This is a genomic window from Bradyrhizobium sp. SK17 (assembly GCF_002831585.1).
Lineage (GTDB): Bacteria > Pseudomonadota > Alphaproteobacteria > Rhizobiales > Xanthobacteraceae > Bradyrhizobium.
Genome location: NZ_CP025113.1, coordinates 2,538,558 through 2,559,781, shown reverse-complemented (window position 1 = coordinate 2,559,781; position 21,224 = coordinate 2,538,558). Strand labels below are relative to the sequence as shown.

General features: G+C 65.5%; 17 protein-coding genes. 6 read left to right on the top strand and 11 right to left on the bottom strand.

Annotation, left to right across the window (positions count from 1 at the left end):
- Positions 1 to 10: 10 nt before the first annotated feature.
- Both CWS35_RS11945 and CWS35_RS11940 read left to right on the top strand, forming a co-directional pair.
- Positions 11 to 454 carry a DUF2147 domain-containing protein gene (locus CWS35_RS11945; protein ID WP_100952001.1) on the top strand — a complete coding sequence of 148 codons (444 nt, stop codon included), beginning with the start codon at positions 11 to 13 and terminating at the stop codon, positions 452 to 454.
- Positions 455 to 475: 21 nt separating this feature from the next.
- The gene (locus tag CWS35_RS11940) at positions 476 to 1,138 is read left to right on the top strand and encodes a class I SAM-dependent methyltransferase (RefSeq protein ID WP_298275085.1); all 663 of its coding nucleotides are present in this window, start codon (positions 476 to 478) and stop codon (positions 1,136 to 1,138) included.
- On the opposite strand, the gene CWS35_RS11935 is transcribed toward CWS35_RS11940, so the two are convergent.
- Complete coding sequence (locus CWS35_RS11935) at positions 1,125 to 2,282, bottom strand: DUF3095 domain-containing protein (protein ID WP_100951999.1); 1,158 nt, start codon at positions 2,280 to 2,282, stop codon at positions 1,125 to 1,127. The two genes, CWS35_RS11940 and CWS35_RS11935, sit on opposite strands and share 14 nt — an antisense overlap.
- A gap of 219 nt (positions 2,283 to 2,501) precedes the next feature.
- The gene (gene zigA / locus CWS35_RS11930; protein ID WP_100951998.1) at positions 2,502 to 3,707 is read right to left on the bottom strand and encodes a zinc metallochaperone GTPase ZigA; all 1,206 of its coding nucleotides are present in this window, start codon (positions 3,705 to 3,707) and stop codon (positions 2,502 to 2,504) included.
- A 248-nt stretch (positions 3,708 to 3,955) separates the two neighbouring features.
- Between zigA and CWS35_RS11925 the strand changes: the two genes are divergently transcribed.
- Entirely contained in the window at positions 3,956 to 4,621 is a 666-nt protein-coding gene (locus CWS35_RS11925) for a DUF2278 family protein (protein WP_024584911.1), read from the top strand.
- A 235-nt stretch (positions 4,622 to 4,856) separates the two neighbouring features.
- Here the strand turns inward: CWS35_RS11925 and htpG are convergent, their stop codons facing one another.
- The 3 genes from htpG to CWS35_RS11910 all read right to left on the bottom strand — a co-directional run bounded on the left by htpG (position 4,857) and on the right by CWS35_RS11910 (position 10,065).
- Entirely contained in the window at positions 4,857 to 6,719 is a 1,863-nt protein-coding gene (gene htpG / locus CWS35_RS11920; RefSeq protein ID WP_100951997.1) for a molecular chaperone HtpG, read from the bottom strand.
- A gap of 85 nt (positions 6,720 to 6,804) precedes the next feature.
- Positions 6,805 to 7,611, bottom strand: coding sequence for an MBL fold metallo-hydrolase (locus tag CWS35_RS11915; protein ID WP_100956268.1), 807 nt, complete (start codon positions 7,609 to 7,611; stop codon positions 6,805 to 6,807).
- Positions 7,612 to 7,776: 165 nt separating this feature from the next.
- Entirely contained in the window at positions 7,777 to 10,065 is a 2,289-nt protein-coding gene (locus tag CWS35_RS11910; RefSeq protein ID WP_245438941.1) for a TonB-dependent siderophore receptor, read from the bottom strand.
- Positions 10,066 to 10,194: 129 nt separating this feature from the next.
- On the opposite strand from CWS35_RS11910, the gene CWS35_RS11905 reads away from it, so the two are divergent.
- Positions 10,195 to 10,869 (top strand): TetR/AcrR family transcriptional regulator, encoded by a 675-nt coding sequence (locus CWS35_RS11905; RefSeq protein ID WP_100951996.1) that lies wholly within the window; start codon positions 10,195 to 10,197, stop codon positions 10,867 to 10,869.
- A gap of 138 nt (positions 10,870 to 11,007) precedes the next feature.
- Here CWS35_RS11905 and CWS35_RS11900 read toward each other — a convergent pair whose 3' ends face one another.
- The 3 genes from CWS35_RS11900 to CWS35_RS11890 form a co-directional block, all read right to left on the bottom strand.
- On the bottom strand, positions 11,008 to 11,952 hold the full coding sequence (locus CWS35_RS11900; protein WP_024584906.1) for an ABC transporter substrate-binding protein: 945 nt from the start codon (positions 11,950 to 11,952) through the stop codon (positions 11,008 to 11,010).
- Between the two features lie 118 nt (positions 11,953 to 12,070).
- Complete coding sequence (locus CWS35_RS11895) at positions 12,071 to 13,105, bottom strand: ribose ABC transporter permease (RefSeq protein WP_100951995.1); 1,035 nt, start codon at positions 13,103 to 13,105, stop codon at positions 12,071 to 12,073.
- Positions 13,098 to 14,633, bottom strand: a complete 1,536-nt coding sequence (locus CWS35_RS11890; protein ID WP_100956264.1) for a sugar ABC transporter ATP-binding protein — start codon at positions 14,631 to 14,633, stop codon at positions 13,098 to 13,100. The genes CWS35_RS11895 and CWS35_RS11890 overlap by 8 nt, the downstream gene beginning before the upstream one ends.
- Positions 14,634 to 14,883: 250 nt before the next feature.
- On the opposite strand from CWS35_RS11890, the gene CWS35_RS11885 reads away from it, so the two are divergent.
- Positions 14,884 to 15,498: a glutathione binding-like protein gene (locus CWS35_RS11885; protein WP_024584903.1), complete on the top strand. Its 615-nt coding sequence runs from the start codon at positions 14,884 to 14,886 to the stop codon at positions 15,496 to 15,498.
- 38 nt (positions 15,499 to 15,536) lie between these two features.
- On the opposite strand, the gene xylB is transcribed toward CWS35_RS11885, so the two are convergent.
- From xylB to CWS35_RS11870, 3 genes are all read right to left on the bottom strand, one after another.
- Positions 15,537 to 16,982 carry a xylulokinase gene (gene xylB, locus CWS35_RS11880; RefSeq protein WP_100951994.1) on the bottom strand — a complete coding sequence of 482 codons (1,446 nt, stop codon included), beginning with the start codon at positions 16,980 to 16,982 and terminating at the stop codon, positions 15,537 to 15,539.
- 19 nt (positions 16,983 to 17,001) lie between these two features.
- Positions 17,002 to 18,096, bottom strand: coding sequence for an asparaginase (locus CWS35_RS11875; protein WP_244442337.1), 1,095 nt, complete (start codon positions 18,094 to 18,096; stop codon positions 17,002 to 17,004).
- A gap of 160 nt (positions 18,097 to 18,256) precedes the next feature.
- Positions 18,257 to 19,918, bottom strand: coding sequence for an AMP-binding protein (locus CWS35_RS11870; protein WP_051404389.1), 1,662 nt, complete (start codon positions 19,916 to 19,918; stop codon positions 18,257 to 18,259).
- Between the two features lie 88 nt (positions 19,919 to 20,006).
- Between CWS35_RS11870 and CWS35_RS11865 the strand changes: the two genes are divergently transcribed.
- A complete protein-coding gene (locus tag CWS35_RS11865; protein ID WP_100951993.1) occupies positions 20,007 to 21,179 on the top strand; it encodes an acyl-CoA dehydrogenase family protein in 1,173 nt (390 codons plus the stop codon).
- Positions 21,180 to 21,224: the final 45 nt, after the last annotated feature.

The following is a 21,224-nucleotide window of genomic DNA, read 5'->3' as shown; positions in this document are numbered from 1 at the left end:
GGAACAAATCATGGCCTGCAAATTCGGACTGGTGATCGCCATCATCGCGACGGCGCTTGCCGCGCCCGCCGCGCATGCGCAGGGCGCGCCCGAGCCTGTCGGCGTCTGGCAGACCCAGGCCGGCGATGCCCGCGTCAAGGTCACGAAATGCGGTGGCGGGATCTGCGGCGTGGTGGTCAGCCTGCGTGATCCGATCGATCCCATGACCGGCAAGCCGCAGGTCGACAACAAGAATTCCAATCCGGCGCTGGCCAGCCGGCCGATCATCGGGCTGCCGCTGTTCTCCGGCATGCACCCGGTCGCGGCAGGCAAATGGTCGGGCCAGATCTACAATGCCGATGATGGCGGCACCTATGCCAGCAGCATCACGGTGACCGGCGAGAACACGCTGCGTGTCGAAGGCTGCGTCGGCGCACTGTGCGGCGGCGAGATCTGGACGCGGGTGGGACGATAGCGATTTGGCGGCGAGCCGCCGTTGCACGACGTCGACCATATCTATTCACGGCTGCGCCAGAGCGGTCATCCCGGATGGGGCGGTGAGCATCATTCACGACGCCTCGAAGGATGGGCCAGCATGGTTGCGCGGCTTGTCGCAGAGCCTATGTTTCCGCGCGCGCCGGCGCAGTTGCTCGAGCTCGGCACGGGCAACGGCATGGTCGCCTCGCTATTCGCGCAGCGCGGCTACGCGGTGGAGGGCATCGACATCTCGCGGGAAGCCATCGGCTGGGCGCGGGAGCTGTTCATCGCCGCTTCACTCGCGGGAGCATTTCACCACGGCGATATCTGCGCCATGCCGTTCGACGCTGGCAGATTCGACATTGCGATCGACGGCAATTGCCTGCATTGCCTGATCGGTGCGGATCGCCGGCGCGGACTCGCCGAGGTCAAGCGGGTGCTGCGACCGCGCGGCATGCTTCTCGTCAGCACGATGTGCGGCCTGCCGAAATCAGACGGTGCTCGCGCGCAATATGATGCCGCGACCCGCACCCTGCGCAAGGACGGCTTCACCTATCGAACGCTGCTGCCGGCTGAAGACATTGCGTGCGAGATCGCGGCCGCGGGATTTCAGATCATCTCGCAGGAGATCGCCGAGAATTCCTGGTGGGATCATCTGACGCTGCTGGCTATGCGGGAGTAACCGCGCGTGCCTTCAGCGCAGTGGCGGCGGAGGCGTAGCCGCCACGGGCGCCATCGATGAAATGGACGTGGTCGGCGCGCATCACCGACGGTGTGAAGCAGGTCATCATCGCGGCATCCTGCTCGTGCAGGCCGTAGCGCACGATGCCCTGCGCCGCGGCGGCGGCGAGGCGCTGCGCGAGCTCGGCGGCGAGCTCCGGCGTACAGTCCAGGATCATGCGCAGGCCGTCGTCGAATTTGCGGAAGTCGGAGTTCTCGACCAGCTGCCGCACATAGGTCTTCGGCACGAACTTGCCGACCGGAATGTTGAAGCGCATCAGCGCGTAGGCCCACAGCGTGAATGCGAGCACGGCGGCGCGCCGCAGCACCAGCGGGCCGCCGCGCCGGGCGCGCGCTTCATACTCCATGCCCTGCGGCGGCCAGCGCAGCGGCGGGCCACTTGCGGGCACCGGCCGTCCGGCATCGGGGCTCTTCTCGACGCGGGCGACGATGTCCTCGATCGCCTTGCGGAAGGCGGCGGGATCGGCTGCTTGCGCCGGCAGCACCAGCACCGAGAGGATGACACCGCGCGCTGACGGCATCACCTCGAAGCGGCAGGACAGGCCCGACAGATCGGGCTGCGTACCCTCGGGCGCCGGATCGATCGCGAACTCGCCGCGCTTCATCGCGGCGTCGGCGTAGGCAAGCCCGCCCCCGGAGAACATCGCATAGGACAGATTGGCCGACGGTCCGAACCGCGCGACGCGGACGTCGGCGCCCACGGAGCGGATTGCGGACATCGGCACCAGCGCCACGCGCAGCACGAGGTCTAGGTCGTCGCGCACCCAGCGCGCGGTGGCGGCCAGCGCCGTGCGCGCGCTGGCGAGATCGGCTGGCGCGACCGCGAAGCTGGCGCCATCGCCTCCGAACACGAACGGGAATTCGCGGCCCTCCAGCGCATTGGTGACCGAGGCAACCACCGCGGCGCCGGCCATGTTGACCGCCTTGTAGCGCTGCGCCGCGATCGCCTTGGTGGACTCGACGATATCGGCGACGCCGACCGACCAGTCACCCGGCAGCGGCGCATACAGCGCGGGATCCATCAGCTTCGCGAAGCTGCGAAACACCGGAATCCCGCCGTAGAAGACCTCGCTGCCAACAGCCATCGCAACGCCGCACCGTTTCCACCTCTAGAATCTCTAGCAGATACGGCGCGGGTCGGGGGCAGGTTTTGAACCGCAGCCCGGAGTGGAATCCCGTCACCCTGGGGAGCCGCGAAGCGGCGTCTCGAAGGATCGACGGCCACCAGCCGGGCCGATTCATCCTTCGAGACGCGCGTTCCGCGCTCCTCAGGATGACGGAGATGGAGCGCTACGGCTGCTGCTTCACGCTGCCTCGCCCGCCCTCCGCCACAGTGGAAACGGATCGCGAAGCTGTTGCCACGCCTGCGGGTCCATGCCGGGCTTGCCGGTGACGAGGCAGGCATCGAGGCGGCGGCGAATATCGTCCTCGTTCATCCCGGAGCCGATGAAGACGAGCTCCTGGCGGCGATCGCCATAGTGGTCGTTCCAGCTCCGCTGCATCATCAGGTGCCAATCGGGATGATCCGGCCAGCGCTCGCGCGGGATCGCGGCCCACCAGGAGCCGAGCCCTTCGGTGCGCACGATCGCGCCGGCCTGGCTCATCTCGCCGCACCAATCCGGTCGGGTTGCGATCCAGAAATGGCCCTTGGCGCGGATCACGCCCTGCCAGCTCTCGCGCAGGAAAGCGTGGAAGCGCACCGGATCGAACGGACGCCGCGCGCGATAGACGAAGCTCGTGATGCCGTATTCCTCGGTCTCCGGCACATGCTCGGCGAAGCCATAGAGCTCCTTGTGCCAGAGCGGATGCTGCTGCGCGCGCTCATGGTCGAAGCGGCCGGTGTCGAGCACGCGGTCGAACGGGATGTTCGCGAAGCTCGCCTCGACGATGTCGGCATCCGGGTTGAGCGCGCGCACGATGGTGCGGGCGGCCTCGCGCTGCGCCGGCGTCGCCGCATCGATCTTGTTCAACACGATGACGTCGGCGAACTCGATCTGCTCGACCAGGAGATCGACCAGTGTGCGCTTGTCGCCGTCGAGCGCCTCGCCGCGCTGGGAGAGGAAGTCGGTCGAAGCATAGTCCTTCAGCAGATTGGCGGCATCGACCACCGTGACCATGGTGTCGAGCCGGGCGACGTCGGACAGGCTCTCGCCATGCTCGTCGCGAAACTCGAAGGTCGCGGCGACCGGCAGCGGCTCGGAGATGCCGGTCGATTCGATCAGCAGATAGTCGAAGCGGCGGCTCTCGGCCAGCGCGCGCACCTCCTTCAGGAGATCGTCGCGCAGCGTGCAGCAGATGCAGCCGTTGCTCATCTCGACCAGCTTCTCGTCAGTCCGGGACAGGTTCGCACCGCCATCGCGAACGAGGTCGGCGTCGATGTTCACCTCGCTCATGTCGTTCACAATCACCGCTACTTTCAGGCCGTGGCGGTTGTTCAGGACGTGGTTCAGCAAAGTGGTCTTTCCAGCCCCGAGGAAGCCGGACAAGATGGTGACGGGGAGTTTTTGCATCGAGATCAAACAGTTGCTGGAGGGAGGGACGGCGGCGGGACATTGGCGTACGCTTCTATGTAATGTTATAACATAACATCAATAGTCGAAGGCGTTGTCAAGATGGAAGCTGCCTTCTGACGTGGCGGGTCCCCGCATGTGCACCGTCGCGAAAGGGAGCGACCCAAATGTGGGCCGCTTCACGCGCGCGTCTCATCTCAGGTTGTAGGTTGGAAAAAATGCCCGCCTGAACCGGAAAGGATCGCGCCGTGACCCTCGCCTACGGATTCGTCAAGACCAAGGTGACCTCCGAGCCCTCATTGAAGCCGTCGCGCCACGGGCACGAGACGCAATATCACCTGCATTGCAATCTCGATGTCGACGGCGAGCAATGGGACGTTGCGATCAATGTCGGCACCAATGACGCGGACGATCTATTGAAATACAAGCTGGTGTTCGACTTCCGCCATCCGATCATCCAGACGCTTGCGGCCGCGGGCGGCGGTTCGCAGGACCTGACCGGGCAGAAGAAATTGCCGGCGCTGGATTTCCTGCGCAGCAATCTACTCGACAACACCGGCAAATGGCGCGACAGCGACGTGATGGACGGTTCCGACGACACCGAGCCGGCGGCGACGCTGAGGCGGCTGTTGTCGCGCGCGCATCAGGAAAGCCGCGACGTCTACATCTTCGGCCGCTTCTACGCGCAGGGCAACGGCCTGCACGACGTCCATCTCAACCAGGGCTCGACCAAGGGCTTCATCCATCGCCCGGGCGATGATTCCAACGACCACAACGACATCTGGCAGGACGGCGCCGTCATGGTCGATCTCGGCGAGCCGGAATGGGCGGCCTATGTCTCGGCCTTCACCCAGCAGCTGGTGCCGACCGACGATCTCGGCAATCCGCAGCCGGACGCCGCCACGATCGGCTGAGCGCGCCGGGTGCGCGTTCGCGCCTGCCGCGAGCTCCTTTGTCCCGTCATGCTGAGGAGCCGCGAAGCGGCGTCTCGAAGCATGCACGGCCCCGCTCTGACAGCTCAGCCGTTCATCCTTCGAGGCTCGCTCCGCTCGCACCTCCAGCGACAATGGCTACGCCATTGCGCGGGGATGACGGAAAGAAAACGCGCAGCCCGGATGGAGTGCAGCGAAATCTGAGCCACGGGTGAGCCTACTTCCCCAGCCCGCGCAGCACGAGCTGGTTCAGGCGGCTGGCGAAGGCGGCGGGATCATCGGGCATCTCGCCGTCGAGGATCTGCGCCTGCTCGAACAGCAGGAGCGAGAGGTCCTTGGCCTGCGCCGTGTCGGTCGCGAGCGCTGCGACCAGCGGATGGTGCAGGTTGATCTCGAGCACCGGCTTGGTGAGCTCGCCGCGGTTCTGCTGGGCGAGCAGCCGCTCCAGCGCGCGGTCACGCGCATCGCCGCCGGCGACCAGGCACGACGCGCTCGAGGTCAGCCGCTGCGAGGCGCGGACGTCGGAGACGCGTTCACCGAGCGCATCCTTGATCACCGCGATCGTGGTCGCGGCATCGGCCGCGGGCTCGTCCTTCTTGTCGTCCTTGTCGTCGACGAGCGGGATCAGGCCGAAATCGACATCGCCCTGGCTCAGCGACTTCAACGGCTTGCCGCCGAACTCGAGCGGCGCCGAGGTCCAGAACGCATCGACCGGATCGGTCAAGAGCAGCACCTCGATGCCGCGGGCACGCGCCGATTCCAGCTTCGGGTTCGACTTCAGCCGCTCGACGCTGTCGCCGACCAGGTAATAGATCTCGGTCTGGTTCGGCTTGAAATCGTCGACATACTGCTTCAGCGAGCGCTTCTCGCCCACCGTCGTGGTGAAGCATGCCAGCGCCAGCAATTTCTCGCGGCGCTCGAAATCCTCGTAGATGCCTTCCTTGATCACGGAGCCGAACGCGTCCCAGATCTTGGCGAAGGTCTCCGGCTCCTTCTCGCTCAGCGTCTCGAACTCGCCGATCACGCGACCGGTGATCGCCCTGCGGATCTGGGCGAGCTGCGGATTGTTCTGCAACATCTCGCGCGAGATGTTGAGCGGCAGGTCCTCGCTGTCGATTACGCCGCGGATGAAGCGCAGATATGCCGGCAACAGCTCGGCGTCGTCGGCGATGAAGACGCGGCGGACATAGAGCTTCACCCTGCCCTTGCGTTCGACCTGGAACAGGTCGAACGGCTTCTCCGACGGCGCGAACAGCAGCACCGCGTAGGACTGGCGGCCCTCGGCACGGTAGTGCAGCGTCATCGCCGGCTCGTCGAACGCCCCCGCGATCTGCTTGTAGGCCTGCGCGTAGTCCTCCGGCGTGAGCTCGGATTTCGAGCGCTGCCACAGCGCGCTCGCCGAGTTGATCTGGCGCGGCTCGCCCTCCTCCGGCACCAGGAGGATCGGAAACTGGATGTTGTCGGAATATTCGCGGACGATGCGCTCGATCTCGTAGGCCTCGAGGTATTTTGCGGCGTCCTTCTTCAGGTGCAGCACGATCTCGGTGCCGCGCGCGACGCGCTGCGCGGCCGCCTCGCTGGCGGGAGCGATCTCGAAACCGCTGCCGCCTTCCGACGTCCACACCCACACCTCGTCGGAACCGGCGCGACGGCTGGTGACGACGATCTTCTCGGCGACCATGAAGGCCGCATAGAAGCCGACGCCGAACTGGCCGATCAGATTGGCGCCGTCCTTGGCCTCAGTCAGCTTCGACAGGAACGATTTAGTGCCGGAGCGCGCGATGGTGCCGAGATTGTCGATCAGCTCCTGGCGCTCCATGCCGATGCCGGTATCGACCACGGACAGCGTGTTCGCCGCCTTGTTGGGCACGATCCTGATCTCCGGCGGCGTACCGTCGCCGATCAGGCCGTGATTGGCGATCGCCTCATAGCGCAGCTTGTCGCAGGCATCCGACGCGTTCGAGATCAATTCGCGCAGGAAGATGTCGGTCTCGGAATAGACCGAATGCACCATCAGGTGCAGCAATTCGGCAACCTCGGCCTGGAACGGCTGGGATTCGGCGGCAGCAGTGGTGGTCATGCGGAAACTCGAATAAACCTGAAGTGGCGGGAAAGTCCTGATATAGCGCGACCACGCCCTGTGGCAAGACGCGCGGAAGGAACCGTCAACCCGAGATCGCAGCGATATAGCGCTCCACCGAACGGTCGAATGCCGCCTTGGCGTCGGCGGCAATGTTCTTGCCCCACCACGCGCCATAGATGCGGTCGAAGGCCAGCGGCGCGACCGCCCGCGCGACGCCGCGGACCAGCGTGGCATTGAGCGGGATGTAGTTCGGATAGGAGTACATGAAGCTGACCGAGCGGCGGTCCATCGCCACCATCGCGATGTCGCCAGTCAGCAGTGCACCGCGCCCGTCCGCCCCCTTGCGCCAATGCAGCATGGTGGCGCCGGCGAAATGCCCGCCGCCGCGCACCAACAGGATGTCGTCGGAGATGCGATGGCTGTCGCCCTGCCACGGCACGATCGACGGATAGGGCCGCGTCACCCACTGCGCATCGTCGCCGTGCAGATAGATCGGCGCGTCATCGAACGCCGCGCTCCAGTCGGCGACCGCGCCATAATAATGCGGGTGCGAGATCGCGATCGCGTTCAGCCCGCCGAGTGACTTGACATGCGCGATTGCCTCCTCTGTCGCCAGCGGCACGCAGTCCCACATCACGCAGCCGCCGCGGTCGGGCACCAGCAGCGCACGTTGCCCGATCGCGAATGACGGCGCGAGCGCGATCCCGACGAGACCGAGATCGTCGCGCCAGACCAGCCGATGCCGCTGCGCGAGCTCCTCGCGCGTCAGCCACGCCTGCCCCTCCCAGTTCACATATTGCCGCTCGTCCTCGCAGATCGGGCACGACGACGGCGGCGATGCGGCTTCAGGAAATTGCGCGCCGCATTGTTCGCAGGTCCACAAGGGCATCGGGCGATCCTCCACCGTGAACAGATAGCGCAAATCGATCCGCCCGCCAGATTGGCGGGCGGATCTTTCGGTGGGGAACACGGACAGCCATGGCTTGACGACGATGCGGACGGGCGGGCGATGCTTGATGCACCGAGGCTGGCGACTGGCCTGCCAGCGCAGCCCTCACCAGCGGTAACGCAAGCCGGCGAGCACCAGCCGGCCATTGCCGAACTGGCAGTAGAAGTTCGAGCTACAACTCGTGTAGTAGCTCTTGTCGAACAGGTTGGTGACGTTGAGGGTGACCTCGGCCCCCTTCCAGGCGCGCACCAAATTGACGAGGTCATAACGCACGGCCGCGTCGAACACGACATATCCCGGCGAGACGAGGCTGTTGACGTCGTCACCATAGCTCGAGCCGACCGACCGTACGCCGCCGCCAATGGTCAAGCCGGCCAAGCCCCCGTTCAGGAAGCTGTAGTTGGCCCAGACCGATTCGAAATGCTTGGGCACGGCCTGAGGCCGTTTGCCGATCGCCAGCAGATCGGTCGATTGCGTTACCCTGGTGTCGAGGAAGGTCGATGCCGCAATGATCTCGATGGTCTCGGTCACCCTGGCCCGCGCCTCGAGCTCGACACCCTGCGACCGGACCTCGCCCTGCTGCACGCTGAAGCCGGGCACCGTCGACGGCGTCAGGATGTTGCGCTGGCGCAGATCGAACACGGCCGCGGTGAACAGCATGTCGGCGAAGGTCGGCTTGTATTTCAGGCCCGCCTCATACTGCTCGCCGGTGGTCGGCGCAAACGGCAAGCCGTTGCTGCCGACGCCGATCACGGGTTCGAACGATGTCGAATAGCTTGCATAGGGCGCCAGGCCATTGTCGAAGAGATAGAGCAGGCCAGCCCGATAGGTCTGCTTGTCGCTGTCCTGGCCTTGTGACGTGCCGTTGAGCCGATTGTCGGTCTTCTGCTCGGTCCAGTCATGCCTCGTCCCGAGCGTGAGGCGGAAGCCGCCGAACTTCATCTGATCCTGAACATAGACGCCGGTCTGCGACAGCGTCTGGTCGTTGTTGATGAACGGAGCCAAGGCTCCGACCGGCTGGTTGTAGGCTGGGTTGACCACGTCGAGCGAGCTCGCGGCGCCGAACTGATAGAGCCACGAGCTCCTGGCATTCTGCTGATCGACGCCTGCCAGCACGGTATGATCGATGCCTGACGTCATGAAGTCGAAGCGCAACCGGTTGTCCGCCGCCAGCCCCGTCGCATGCTCCGTCGATCCGATCGCGGCACGCGGAATAGTCCCGGCCGCCGTGATCGGCCCGACCATCTGAATGGCGCGGAGATCGGTATCGACCTGCGAATACCGCAAGGCCGAATGGACGCTGACGACATCGTTCAGGCGCCGATCGAAAACATAGCCGAAGCCAGTCTGCTCGCGCTCGAAGCGTTCGAACCCGGGATCACCGATATTGAGGTTTCGATTCAGATACGGCCGATAGGCCGCGGGCGCCAGCGATTGCGGGTAGAGCGAGTTGAAATAGCCGCCCTTCGGGTCGCGCTGATAGAATCCCGATATCGTCAGCTGGGTATCGGCATCGGGGCGCCACGTGATCGCCGGCGCGACGCCGACGCGCTGCTCCTCGACGCCGTCATACCTGGTGTCGGACATCCGGCCGATGGCGCTGATGCTGTAAAGCCATTGCTTGGCGGCATCCAGATATCCCTGGCTGGTGATGCCGCTCTGGATCCGGCCAAAGCTGCCGCCCTCGATGCGGGCCTCGTTATAGGGGACTTCGCTCGGCTGGCGGCTGACCAGATTGACCAGACCGCCCGGGCTGATCTGTCCGTACAATACGGCCGACGGTCCCTTGATGACGTCGATACGATCGAGCAGGAACGCATCGATCGACGTCACCGCGAATGCCTGCCCGCGCGGCAGTTTCAGCCCGTCGAGAAAGCTGACGAAGTTGGTCGCTGTGCCGAACGCTCCGAAGCCGCGCAGGAAGACGCTGTCGTAGCGCGACGTGGCGTCGACCTCGGAGAGCACGCCGGCGGTGTATCGCAGCGCGTTGCCGACAGTCTGCGGATTCTGCTCGTCGAGCTGGTGACGGGTCACCGTCGAAATCGACTGCGGCGTCTCCAGGACAGGCGTGGACGTCTTCGTCGCGGTCGACTGGCTGGTTGCGAACACCCGATCACGCGTGTCGGTTCGGCCTGCCGTCGCCGAGACGCCGCGCGCGACCACCGCTCCGACCTGTCCCTGTTGCAGCAACGGACGCGCGGTTCGACGAGGAGCCGCGTGCGGACGCGGCGCAATCACCGCGCGGGTCGCTCGCCGCACCTGGGGGGCCTCGACGCTCACCGGCGGCAGAATCGAACTCTGAGCATGAGCCGGCCAGTTCAGTGCCGGCATCGCCGCAGCGCTGAGCAGCAGCGCCGCCTTCCACGATGCCTGCGCGTCCTTCGAAACACCCATCTAGGCCCCCTCGCCAAATTTCGCTCGCGAGTAAACAAAACGGGACGCACCTGTCCAGTTTATATAATGGCGTTTTCAATGATTTAGACATATTACAATCTGCCGCGCAGGCAGGCGCGTCTCGGGGACATGATGGAAGGCAGTAACGCGAAACGAGGCCAGCGAAGCCGAAGAAGACGTGGCGGCCGGCCGACCAAAGCCGAAGCGGCGCTCGTCGAGGATCGCCTCCTCGCGATCGCCGCCGAACTGTTCGCAAGGGACGGCTACGCCGCAACATCGGTCGAGCGCGTGGCGTCGATGTGCGGCGCCGGCAAAGACACGATCTATCGGCGCTACGCATCGAAACGCGCCTTGTTCAACGCCGTTTTGGAGCGCAGCCGCAAGCGCATCATGGCCCGCCTTGACGATCTCGGAGCCGGTAGTGCGGAGCAGGACAGCCTCGCTCAGCTCAGGGAGCTGACGAGTTGCCTGCTCGATATCAATCTCGATCCCGAGTTGATTGCGTTCAAGCGGATTGCCTTGAGCGAGATGCTGATCGCCGACAGCGATCGCGTCGGCCCCGAGGCGGATGCGATCTCCGATCTGCTGCGCGCGGGCGTCGTGCAGGCACAGAAGGACCGGCATCTGGTTGCCGCCGATGCCACCTTCCTGACAAATCACCTCATCAACAGCATCATCGTCGGCCCCACGACGCTGGCCATGTTCGGCTACAAGCCGCTGCCGCCGGCGGATCGAAAGGCCTATTTCAAGAAGGCATGGAAACTGTTTCTCGGCGGTGCTGCTGCCACCGGCAGCTCCGACTGAATGCTGCGTCCGAGAGCGCCGGCGCAGCCCCCTTGTCGGCGCAACGCGCGTCTGGCGGCTGACCGGGAGATCGCCGAGGTGACCGGCGCTCCGGTCACCATCGTCACGTCGTGGATCGCGCAGCCCGTGCTGCTTGCGCTATTGCGAACGGTCCGAGGTCCAGCCCTTGTATTCGGCGATATTGGCGCGCGTCACCAGCTTTGACGGCAGCAGTTCGACGGTCGATGCGGGCTTCTGGCCGTTGAGCAGGCCGACGCCGATCTGCACGGCGCGGCGTGCCATGAAGAACGGATCCTGCGAGGCCGAGGCCTGGATCTGCTGCGCGGCGGGATCCTTCAGCGCGGCCTCGATGTCGGGCGCGCCATCGACGGCAGTGATGATGATGCCGCTGCGGTTCTGCTGGCGCGCGGCGAGATCGGTGCCGATCGCCTGCGGATCGTTGATGGCGAAGATCGCATCGATCTTGGCGAAGCGGGTCAGATAGCCCTGAGCCACCGTCAGGCCGCCTTCGCGCGAACCCTTGCCGTCCTGGTCGCTGGACAGCACCTTGATGCCGGGATTCTTGCCAAGCACGTTCTTGCAGCCGGTCACGCGGTCGATCACTGCGGAGACCTGCGGCCCGTTCTCGATGATCACGTCGCCCTTGCCGCCGAGCTTGTCGACGATGTACTGGCAGGAAATCTCGCCGGCCTGGACATTGTTGGTGGTGACAGTGGCATCGGCGCCTTCGGCAGCGGTGTCGACGGCAACGACGATGATGCCTGCCGCCTGCGCCTTCCTGATCGCTGGGCCAACAGCCTTGGGATCGCCCGGATTGAGCAGGATCAGGTCGACGCCGGCGGCGATGAAATTGTCGATCTGGGTCACCTGCTTGCCGAGATCGTATTCAAAGCCGACCGTCGTGATCTTGATGTTGGGGTTGGTTTTCCTGGCCTCGAACTCGGCGCCCTTCGACAGGGCGACGAAGAACGGGTTGCCCAGCGAGCCCAGCGAGATGCCGATCGACTTCAGCTCCTTGGCGAAGCACGGCGCAGAGCCGAGGGCGAGCGCCACGACAGCGCCGGCAATCGAGATCGTCTTCATTGGCTTCCTCCCTGGTCTGTTTGAAGCTCCCGCGCGGCGACCAGTGACCGCGCCGGATTGTTGACTGGTTGGGCATGATCTCCTCGGAAAACCGCTTCACGCTGTTCCGGACCATGCCTTAAGTGCGCGCCGAGCCCTGCAACCGGTAGCGGTCGAGCGCCACCGCACCGATGATCACGAGGCCTTTGATCACGTATTGCCAGACGTCCGACACGCCGGTGAGAATCAGGCCGTTCGACAGCACGGCGATGATCAGCGCGCCGACCAGCGTGCCCCAGATCGAGCCGATGCCGCCGACAAACGAGGTGCCGCCGAGGATCACGGCGGTGATCGCGTCGAGCTCGTAGGACTGGCCGAGTTGCAGGCCGTTGGCGGCGTACAGCCGCGCCGCCTGCATGGCACCGCCAAGGCCCGCCAGCAGACCGGACACGGCATAGACGAAGATCAGCACCGCCCAGACCTTGATGCCGGCGAGCCGTGCCGCGCTCTCATTGCCGCCGACCGCGTAGATGTGCACGCCGAGCACGGTACGCCGCAGCACCAGCCAGGAGGCGAGGATCACCAGCAACGCGATCACCCAGAGCCAGGGAATCGACAGCACGCCGGGAATGAGCGTCAGCGACCCGTTACCGATGAAAGCATAGGGAATCTCCGAATTGAACACGGTGGTGTCGGCACCGAGCAGACGGGCCACGCCGCGCACGGCGGTGAGCGATCCCAGTGTCACGATGAAGGGCGGCAGGCGCAGCAACGCGATGAAGCCGCCGTTGAGGATGCCGAAGGCGGCGCCGGTGAGCACCGCGGCCGGCAACCACAACGCGCCGAGATCGGGAAGTTTGGAGATGATCAGCCCGGCCATTGCCGAGGCCGCCAGAATCGAGCCGACCGAGAGATCGATACCTCCGGTGAGGATGACAAAGGTCATGCCGGCCGCCAGCACGGTGTTGACGGCGGCCTGCTGCACGACGATGCCGAGATTCTGCGCGGTGAAGAAGCGGCCGTCCGACAGCAGATGGAAGCCGAGGCACAGCAGCACCAGCACCGGCAGCATGCCGGCCGAGCGGATCAGCAGCGCCGTCCGCTGACGCCTCGTTTCCTGCGCGGCGACGACGCCGGACGCTGCGGCCTTCGCGGAAGCACCGTCATCAGGCATCGACCTGCTCCATTCCGGTTGCGAGCGCCATGATCTGCTCCTGGTCGAGCGGCGTGATCGCCGTCCGCCTGATCTCGCCGGCGATCAGCCCGGTGCGCATCACGATGACGCGGTCGCAGATGCCGATGATCTCGGGCAGGTCGGAGGAGATCACCAGCACTGCCGTGCCCGACTTGGCGAGATTGTCGATGATCGAATAGATCTCGGACTTGGCGCCGACGTCGACGCCGCGGGTCGGCTCGTCGAGGATCAGGATCTTGGGCGTGGTCGCAAGCAGCCGCGACAGCAGCACCTTCTGCTGGTTGCCGCCGGACAGGCGACCGGCCGGCACGCGGATATCCGAAGCACGGATGCCCAAGGCAGCGAATGCCTTGTTGGCGCGATCGCGTGCCTTGTCGCGGTCGAGGATTCCGCCGCGCTTCGCGTCGCGACCCAGCACGGCGAGATTGATGTTGTCGAGGCACGACATGTCGAGGAACAGGCCGAGCGCCTTCCTGTCCTCGGTGAGGTAGGCAATGCCCGACGCGAGCGCCTCGCCGGGTGTGCCAATGTCGACCTTGTGTCCGTCAATTTCAACATGGCCCAAAGTCTTGGGCGCGGCGCCGATGATCAGATGGGCAAGCTCGGTGCGGCCGGCGCCGACCAGCCCGGCGAGACCAACCACCTCGCCGGCATGCACGGTCAGCGAGCAACCCTTGACGCGTGGTCCGTCGGCGAGGTCGACGGCCGCAAGTACGGGAGCGCCACGCGGCGCATCCGCATCAGTTTTTGGATCGTGCTCCTTCTTGTAGAAGGATGAGACATCGCGCCCGACCATCAGGCGGACGATGGTGTCGGCGCGGATCTCGGGCTTGTCGAGCGAGCCGACCAGCGTGCCGTCACGCAGCACCGTGACGCGGTCGCCGAGCGCGTAGACCTCGTCCATGCGATGCGAGATGTAGATGATGGCAAGGCCGTTGGCACGGAGCCGGCTGATCAGTCCGAACAGCCGCTCGCTCTCGCCCGCCGACAATGCGGTGGTCGGCTCGTCCATGATCAGGATCTTCGAACGGGCGTGCAGCGCGCGGGCGATCTCGACCAGCTGGCGCTGGCCCATCGACAAGCCGGCGACCAGCGTCGACGGCGTGAAATCCGCGCCGAGCCGTTCGAGGATCGGACCGACGGCGGTCTCCATCGCGTCGCGGGCCAGCACGCCGAAGCGCGAGACCTCGCGGCCGAGATAGATGTTCTGTGCGACGCTGAGATTGGGGGCGAGCGACAGTTCCTGATAGATGATCGAGATGCCTGCCGCGCGGCCGGCATGCGGGCCGTTGAAATGCACAGGCTTGCCCTCGATCCGGATCTCGCCGCCCGGATCTGGCCGGTAGGCGCCCGACAGGATCTTCATCAGCGTCGATTTGCCGGCGCCGTTCTCGCCCATCAAAGCGTGGATTTCTCCGGGATAGACCGTGAGGTCGACGCCGCGGAGTGCCTTGATGCTGAAGAAGGACTTGGAGACCCGGCGCATCTCGAGGATCGGGTCGATCATCTTGCCTCCCACGGCACCGACGGCGTTGCGTCGCACCCGCAAGTTGTTGTCGGTATCTCGCGCGCGTGCGCGCATTAAACAAAAGGCCGCTGCGTAGGGCAATAGGTTCGAGCAAAACGCGAACCGGGAACCGAGGGCAAGGCAACGCGAATTTTTCGCGATTGCGTCCCGGCCGAAACTTCGCCCATTCTCCCTGCCGATGGGCAGCTCCCCTCATGCGTCGGCGCCGGAGACCAGGAAAGATGGTGGCATGAAGCTGTACTACGCGCCGGGGACGATATCGCTGATGCCCCATGTCGCCCTGCTCGAGAGCGGTCTTCCCTTTATCGGCGTTCGAGTCGATGAAGTGAGCAAGACGATGGCGGATGGCGGAGACTACCGAACAATAAACCCGCTAGGATACATACCGGCGTTGGGACTCGATGATGGCAGCGTCCTTCTCGAGGCCGCCGCGATCGTCCAATACATCGCAGACCGCGACCCGACCGGAAGGCTCGCACCATCGCACGGAACCATCGAGCGGGCCAGGTTGCAGACTTGGCTGAATTTCCTCTCCAGTGAGCTGCACAAGGGAGGTCTCGGCCCGTTGTTCTACACTGCGCTGGATGAGCGGGCGAAGGACGTGTTTCGCGAGCGGCTGAAGGCACGCTTCGCATTTCTCGACCAGCACCTCTCTACGAGCGCCTATCTGTTGGGCGAGAGCTACTCCATTGCCGACGTCGGCCTCTATGCGATGACGGGCTGGACGCCGCGCGTCGGCTTCGATATTGGCGCCTACCCCAACCTGGCTGCGCATTACGCCCGGATCGCCAATCGTGACGCCGTGCGTGAGGTGCACCGGATCGAGGGGCCTGCTCCGGCATAGCCTCCAGGTGGTGAATCTCAAGGAGGCGTCGGCTTTGGTCAGCGCCGCGGCCGGTACAGGCCGCGCCATTTTGGCAGCCGTTCGGCATAGGCTGCCGCAAGCGCGCGATCGGGCTCGAAGGTCTCGACGCGCCGCGGCGCGGTGCAGACGGCCTCGATCGGCTCACCGCTGACCGCGAGGCGTCCGAGCCGCGCGGCGCCGAACGCGGCCCCGGTTTCGCCATCGGCAAAGCGGTGCACCGGAATGTCGAGGACACTGGCCAGCACGGCAAGCCAGAACCGCGAGCGCGAGCCGCCACCGATCGCATCCACTTCGGAGATCGCGATTCCACCATCGGAAAGCACGTCGCGGCAATCCGCCAGCGCGAAGGCGACGCCTTCGAGCACCGCCTGCACGATGGCGTCGCGATCGGTGCCGTGACTCAAGCCATCCAGCATGCCGCGCACATCGGGGTCGTCATGCGGCGTCCGCTCACCGGACAGATAGGGCAGAAAGCTGACATGCGAGGGCAGCTTCGGGCGATCCCCGAGCGGCGCCAGCAACTCGGCCTCGGGGGTCCGCAGCAGCCGCGCGATCCAGGCAAGGCACGACGCCGCCGAGAGGATCGCGCCGGCCTGGATCCACATTCCAGGAACCGCATGACAGAATGTATGCACGGCGCGGGCCGGATCGGCGGCAATCGTATCGGTTGGCGCCAGCAGCGCGCCGGAAGTTCCGAGCGAGACGAAGGCGGTGCCGGGGCCGATCGCGCCGATGCCGACGGCACCCGCGGGATTGTCGCCGGCGCCGCCGGCGATCATCGGCCGTCTGGTCATGCCCCAGCGCTGCGCGAGCTCGTTCAGGAGCCGCGCCGACGGCGCACAGCCCTCGACCAGTCGCGGCATCTGGCGGCGCGACAGGCCGGCCGCGGCGAGCGCGGCATCGCACCAGTCCCGTCGCGCCGCATCGAGCCACAGCGTTCCGGAGGCGTCCGAGATATCCTCGATCGCTTCGCCCGTGAGCACCAGGCGCAGATAGGCTTTCGGCAGCAGCACCAGCCTGGTGGCGGCGAAGATCTCCGGCTCGTGCCTGGCGACCCACAACAGCTTCGGCGCCGTGAATCCGGGCATCGCCTTGTTGCCGGTGGTCGACCGCAAGGCTGGCCATCGCTGCTCCAGTTCGGCGCATTCCGCGGCCGAGCGTCCGTCATTCCAGAGGATGCAGGGCCGCAACGGCTTCAAGCTGGCGTCGAGCAGCGTCGCGCCGTGCATCTGGCCGGACAGGCCGATGCCGTCGACAGCAGCCAATTCGGCCGGATGATCTGCCTTCAACGCGTCCAGCGTCGCGAAGGTGGCATCGACCCATTGCGCCGGATCCTGCTCGCTATAGCCCGGTCGCGGCGAAGCCACCGTCAGCGGCTGGCTGCGGCTCGCCACCACGCGCTGCCCCTCGTCGACGAGAACGGTTTTGACCGCCGAGGTGCCGAGATCGATCCCGAGATACATGGTGCCTCGTGTATCACGATCACTGCTGGGCGAACGCCCGTTGAACCGCAACGGGGTCGGTGACGCCGTTGGCGATCAGGAGCTGAAGCAGCACGCGCGCCTTCTGCGGATTGAGATCGAGCGAGACCGCAAAGCCGAGCTTGTCGTCCTCGACCTCGACGTTGCGGTTCACATAGCCGGAGCCGACGCGGGTCGAGCGAACCACCAGGACACCCTGCTTTGCCGCGGCGGCGAGCGCGTCGATCGCGCCCTTCGATGAATTGCCGTCGCCGACACCGGCCAGCACGATGCCCTTGGCGCCACGTTTGACCGCATCCTCGACTTCAGCGGCGTCCATGTTGGCGTGGGAATAGACGACGTCGACCCGCGGCAGTGGCGGCGCATCCGGCAGCTTCAGCTTCGCCGTCTTGATCGTGATGGCCGGCTGCAGGAAGCGCAGCGAACCGGTATCGACATAGCCGACCGGCCCCGCATCGGGTGAGCGGAACGTCTGGACGCTGGTGGTATTGGTCTTCTGCACCCAGCGCGCCGCATGGATGGTGTCGTTGAGCACCACCAGCACGCCGCGACCGCGGGATTCCGGCGACGCGGCGACGCGCATCGCCTCGTAGAGATTGGCCGGGCCATCGGCACCGATCGCGGTCGAGGGCCGCATCGAGCCGACCAGCACGACCGGCATGTCGGTGTCGAGCACGTTTTGCAGGAAGAACGCGGTCTCCTCCATCGTGTCGGTGCCATGCGTGATCACGACGCCGTCGACCTCCTTGTTGTCGATGGCCGATCGGATGCGCTTGACGAGATCGAACCAGACCTTGTCGTTCATGTCCTGCGAGCCGATCGAGGAAATCTGCTCGGCCGAGATCTGCGCAAGCTTGTCGATGCCGGGAATGGCGGCAATCAGGTTCGCCGCGCTGACCTTGCCTGAGTCATAGGCATTGCCAGCGCGTGCATTGGCCTGGCCTGCGATGGTGCCGCCGGTGCCGAGCACGAGCACGCGCGGGAGGTTGGCATCCGGCGTCTGGGCGACGGCCGGCACCGCAAACCAAGCAACAAGCGCGAAGAGGAGACCGGCGACGGCCTTTGCGGAATGACTGGATCGAAACGCACGCGACATCATATTCTCCCCCAAGCGACAGGCGACCTGCCTACAACTCGTGGTTTTGTCCCGTAACAAGTGGACAAAGTTGCGGCGGGATGGGACGGCCGCGCGCTGTGGGCTGCGCCACGTTGCGCAGACCGCCATCGATTTCCGCAGGTCATGCCCGGCGGGCGCTTCAGGAGCTTCCGAACGTCCGGCGCAGCGCGATCTTGTCGATCTTGCCGGTTTTGCCCTTCGGCAGCTCGGCGCAGAAGATCACCTCGTCCGGTATCTGCCATTTCGGAAAGAAGCTAGCGAGATAGTCACGGTATTCGCGCGCGAAGCGCTCGCGAGGCTCGGCGGCATCGGATCGCAGCACGACACAGATCACCGGCCGCTCCTGCCATTTCGGGTCCGGCCTGCCGATCGCCGCGGCCTCGCGCACGTCGGGATGGTTCATGATCTGTAGCTCGAGCGCCTGGCTCGAGATCCATTCGCCGCCCGACTTGATCAGGTCCTTGGCGCGATCGACGATCCTGACATAGCCATGCCGGTCGATGGTCGCGATGTCGCCGGTCTTCAGCCAGGTACGCCCGTCCTCGACGGCAAAGGAATCCGCCGACGGGGCCTGGTCGGCCGGGCCGGCGAAATAGGACGCCGCCGCCCACGGGCTCGAGATCCGCAATTCGCCCGGTGTCGTGCCGTCGCGGCCACACGGCACGCCTTCCGCATCGACATTGCGGAACCGGCAGCCCGGGATCGGCAAGCCTTGCGCCGTGCGGGTGCTGCGCGTCTCCTCCGTGTCGAGATCGGAACGCGCGACATTGGTCAGGCCGAGCGGCGAGATCTCCGTCATGCCCCAGCAATGCATCACCTCGATGCCGAGCCGCGCGAAACCATCGATGAAGGATTGGCCGATCGCGGCACCGCCGACCGGCAGCCGGCGCAGCGATGCGATGCGCGCGACCGCCTGCGGATGCTTGCCGAGATGATCGAGGAAGCCGAGCCAGACCGTGGGCACCGCCGTTGCCATCGTCACCTGCGCCACCTCGACCAGCTCGACCAGGGCCACCGGGTCGATCTGGCGACATGGCAACGCCAGCGCGGCGCCGGCCATCAGCGCAGCATAGGGAAAGCCCCAGGCATTGGCATGGAACATCGGCACCGCCGGCAGGCAGACGTCGCGCTCGCGCATCGCGATGCCGTCGGCGAACAGGCAGGCCAGCGTATGCAGGGTCGTCGAGCGATGGCTGTAGAGCACGCCCTTGGGATCGCCTGTGGTGCCGGAGGTGTAGCAGAGGCCCGACGCCTCGTTCTCGTCGAGGTCGGGCCATGCGAAGGCACTGCCGTGGCCGGCAATCGCGGCCTCATACAGCGTTGCGGGTGTACCCATCGGCGCCGGGGGATCGATCGACGGATCGACCTCGTCTTCCATGATCACAACATGGCGAACCCCAGAGGGCAGCACGATCTCGCGGCCGATGGTGCGCCAGATCGAGCGGTCGACGAACAGCACCTGATCGCCGGCATGCGCCAGCAAGCGCGCGATGTCGGGCGCCAGCAGCCGCGCGTTGATCGTATGCAACACCGCGCCCATGCAGGGCACCGCAAGATAGAGCTCGAGATGACGATGCGAGTTCCAGGCCAGCGTGGCGACGCGCATGCCGCGGCCGACGCCGATCCCGGCGAGATAATTGGCAAGCTGCCCGGCGCGATCGAGCATCGCGGCATAGCCGATGACGTGGATGCGGTCGTGAAACCGCGTCGTCACGGTCTTGTTCGGATAGAGGTCGCCAACCCGCTCCCGCACCAGATTTAGCGTGAGCGGCACTTGCTGCATCAGGCCTGCAAGCATCATCGTCCTCTCTCCGGCACCCCCGAAAACCTTGACATCACCGGGACGGCGGCGCAACATTTTTCGAAGATTATTCGAATTATGGTGAGCCATGCACTTCCAGCTTCCCGACGACCTCGTCGCCCTGCAAGGCCGGATCCGCGAATTTGTCCGCACCGAGCTCAAGCCCCATGACGCAGCGATCGAAGAGACCGGCGACGTGCCGGAGCACGCCATGGCCGGGCTGCGCCGGATGGGATTGTTCGGTACCAACACACCGAAGCAATTCGGCGGCCTCGGGCTCTCGATGCTCGGGAGCTGCATCGCGATCGAGGAATTGGCCAAGGCGCATACCGCTTTCTACTATCTGAGCGGCGTCAACGTGCACATCGGATCGAAGGCGATCGAGTTCTTCGCCACAGGTGCCGTCCGTGACCGATGGCTGCCGGAGCTTGCCAGCGGCCGGGTTATCGGCGCCTTCGCGCTGACCGAGCCGAATGCCGGCTCCGATGCCGCCCGGATCGAGACCCGGGCGCGGCGCGACGGCGACCACTACATCCTTGACGGTAGTAAGACCTACATCACCAACGCGCCGGCCGCCGGCGTCTTCACCGTGTTCGCCACCCTCGATCCGTCTGCCGGCGCCAAGGGCATCGCGGCCTTCGCAGTCGATGCGAGGACGCCGGGCCTCAGCATCGGCCGCGTGGTCGAAATGGCGGCCGGTCGCGGCTCGCAGCATGCCGAAGTGACGTTCGAGAACTGTCGCGTGCCGCGCGCGAACCTGCTGGGCCAGGAGGGCGAAGGCTTCGCCATCGCGATGCGGTGCCTGGATGCCGGACGCGTGCATTGGGGCGCCTATTGCGTCGGCGCGGCAAGCCAGCTTTTGGACTACGCGCTCGATCACGTCTCGGCGCGCGAGACCTTTGGACGCAAGCTGCGCGACCATCAGGGGATCGAGTGGCAGATCGCCGACATGGCGAGCGCGCTGCATGCCGCGCGGCTTGTCGCCTATGAGGCGGCGTGGCGCTATGACCAGGGCGACGCGGCGGCGCGAACGGCGGCCGCGGCGCTGTCGAAATATACCGGCGCTGACATGGTGCAGCGCATCGCCGACATGACCATGCAGCTGTTCGGTGGTGCCGGGTATTCCAGGGACCTGCCGATCGAGCGCATCTGGCGGGAGACGCGGGTGGTTCGCATTCTCGATGGAACATCCGAGATCATGCGCCAGATCATCGCCCGCAATGCGTTCCGCAATCATGAACGGCGCAACGCGCCGGCCTGACGACAAGCCGACGTTGTATATTGTCGCAATAGCGCTTGTGTTCCG

Excerpts from the sequence above, each read along its gene's own strand:
- CWS35_RS11875 (WP_244442337.1), bottom strand. The coding sequence starts at position 18,096 with ATGTCGCGTGCGTTTCGATCCAGTCATTCCGCAAAGGCCGTCGCCGGT.
- CWS35_RS11870 (WP_051404389.1), bottom strand. The coding sequence starts at position 19,918 with ATGATGCTTGCAGGCCTGATGCAGCAAGTGCCGCTCACGCTAAATCTG.
- CWS35_RS11905 (WP_100951996.1), top strand. The coding sequence starts at position 10,195 with ATGATGGAAGGCAGTAACGCGAAACGAGGCCAGCGAAGCCGAAGAAGA.
- CWS35_RS11915 (WP_100956268.1), bottom strand. The coding sequence starts at position 7,611 with ATGCCCTTGTGGACCTGCGAACAATGCGGCGCGCAATTTCCTGAAGCC.
- CWS35_RS11900 (WP_024584906.1), bottom strand. The coding sequence starts at position 11,952 with ATGAAGACGATCTCGATTGCCGGCGCTGTCGTGGCGCTCGCCCTCGGC.
- htpG (WP_100951997.1), bottom strand. The coding sequence starts at position 6,719 with ATGACCACCACTGCTGCCGCCGAATCCCAGCCGTTCCAGGCCGAGGTT.
- CWS35_RS11895 (WP_100951995.1), bottom strand. The coding sequence starts at position 13,105 with ATGCCTGATGACGGTGCTTCCGCGAAGGCCGCAGCGTCCGGCGTCGTC.
- zigA (WP_100951998.1), bottom strand. The coding sequence starts at position 3,707 with ATGCAAAAACTCCCCGTCACCATCTTGTCCGGCTTCCTCGGGGCTGGA.
- CWS35_RS11945 (WP_100952001.1), top strand. The coding sequence starts at position 11 with ATGGCCTGCAAATTCGGACTGGTGATCGCCATCATCGCGACGGCGCTT.
- CWS35_RS11885 (WP_024584903.1), top strand. The coding sequence starts at position 14,884 with ATGAAGCTGTACTACGCGCCGGGGACGATATCGCTGATGCCCCATGTC.
- CWS35_RS11865 (WP_100951993.1), top strand. The coding sequence starts at position 20,007 with ATGCACTTCCAGCTTCCCGACGACCTCGTCGCCCTGCAAGGCCGGATC.
- CWS35_RS11935 (WP_100951999.1), bottom strand. The coding sequence starts at position 2,282 with ATGGCTGTTGGCAGCGAGGTCTTCTACGGCGGGATTCCGGTGTTTCGC.
- CWS35_RS11890 (WP_100956264.1), bottom strand. The coding sequence starts at position 14,633 with ATGATCGACCCGATCCTCGAGATGCGCCGGGTCTCCAAGTCCTTCTTC.
- xylB (WP_100951994.1), bottom strand. The coding sequence starts at position 16,982 with ATGTATCTCGGGATCGATCTCGGCACCTCGGCGGTCAAAACCGTTCTC.
- CWS35_RS11910 (WP_245438941.1), bottom strand. The coding sequence starts at position 10,065 with ATGGGTGTTTCGAAGGACGCGCAGGCATCGTGGAAGGCGGCGCTGCTG.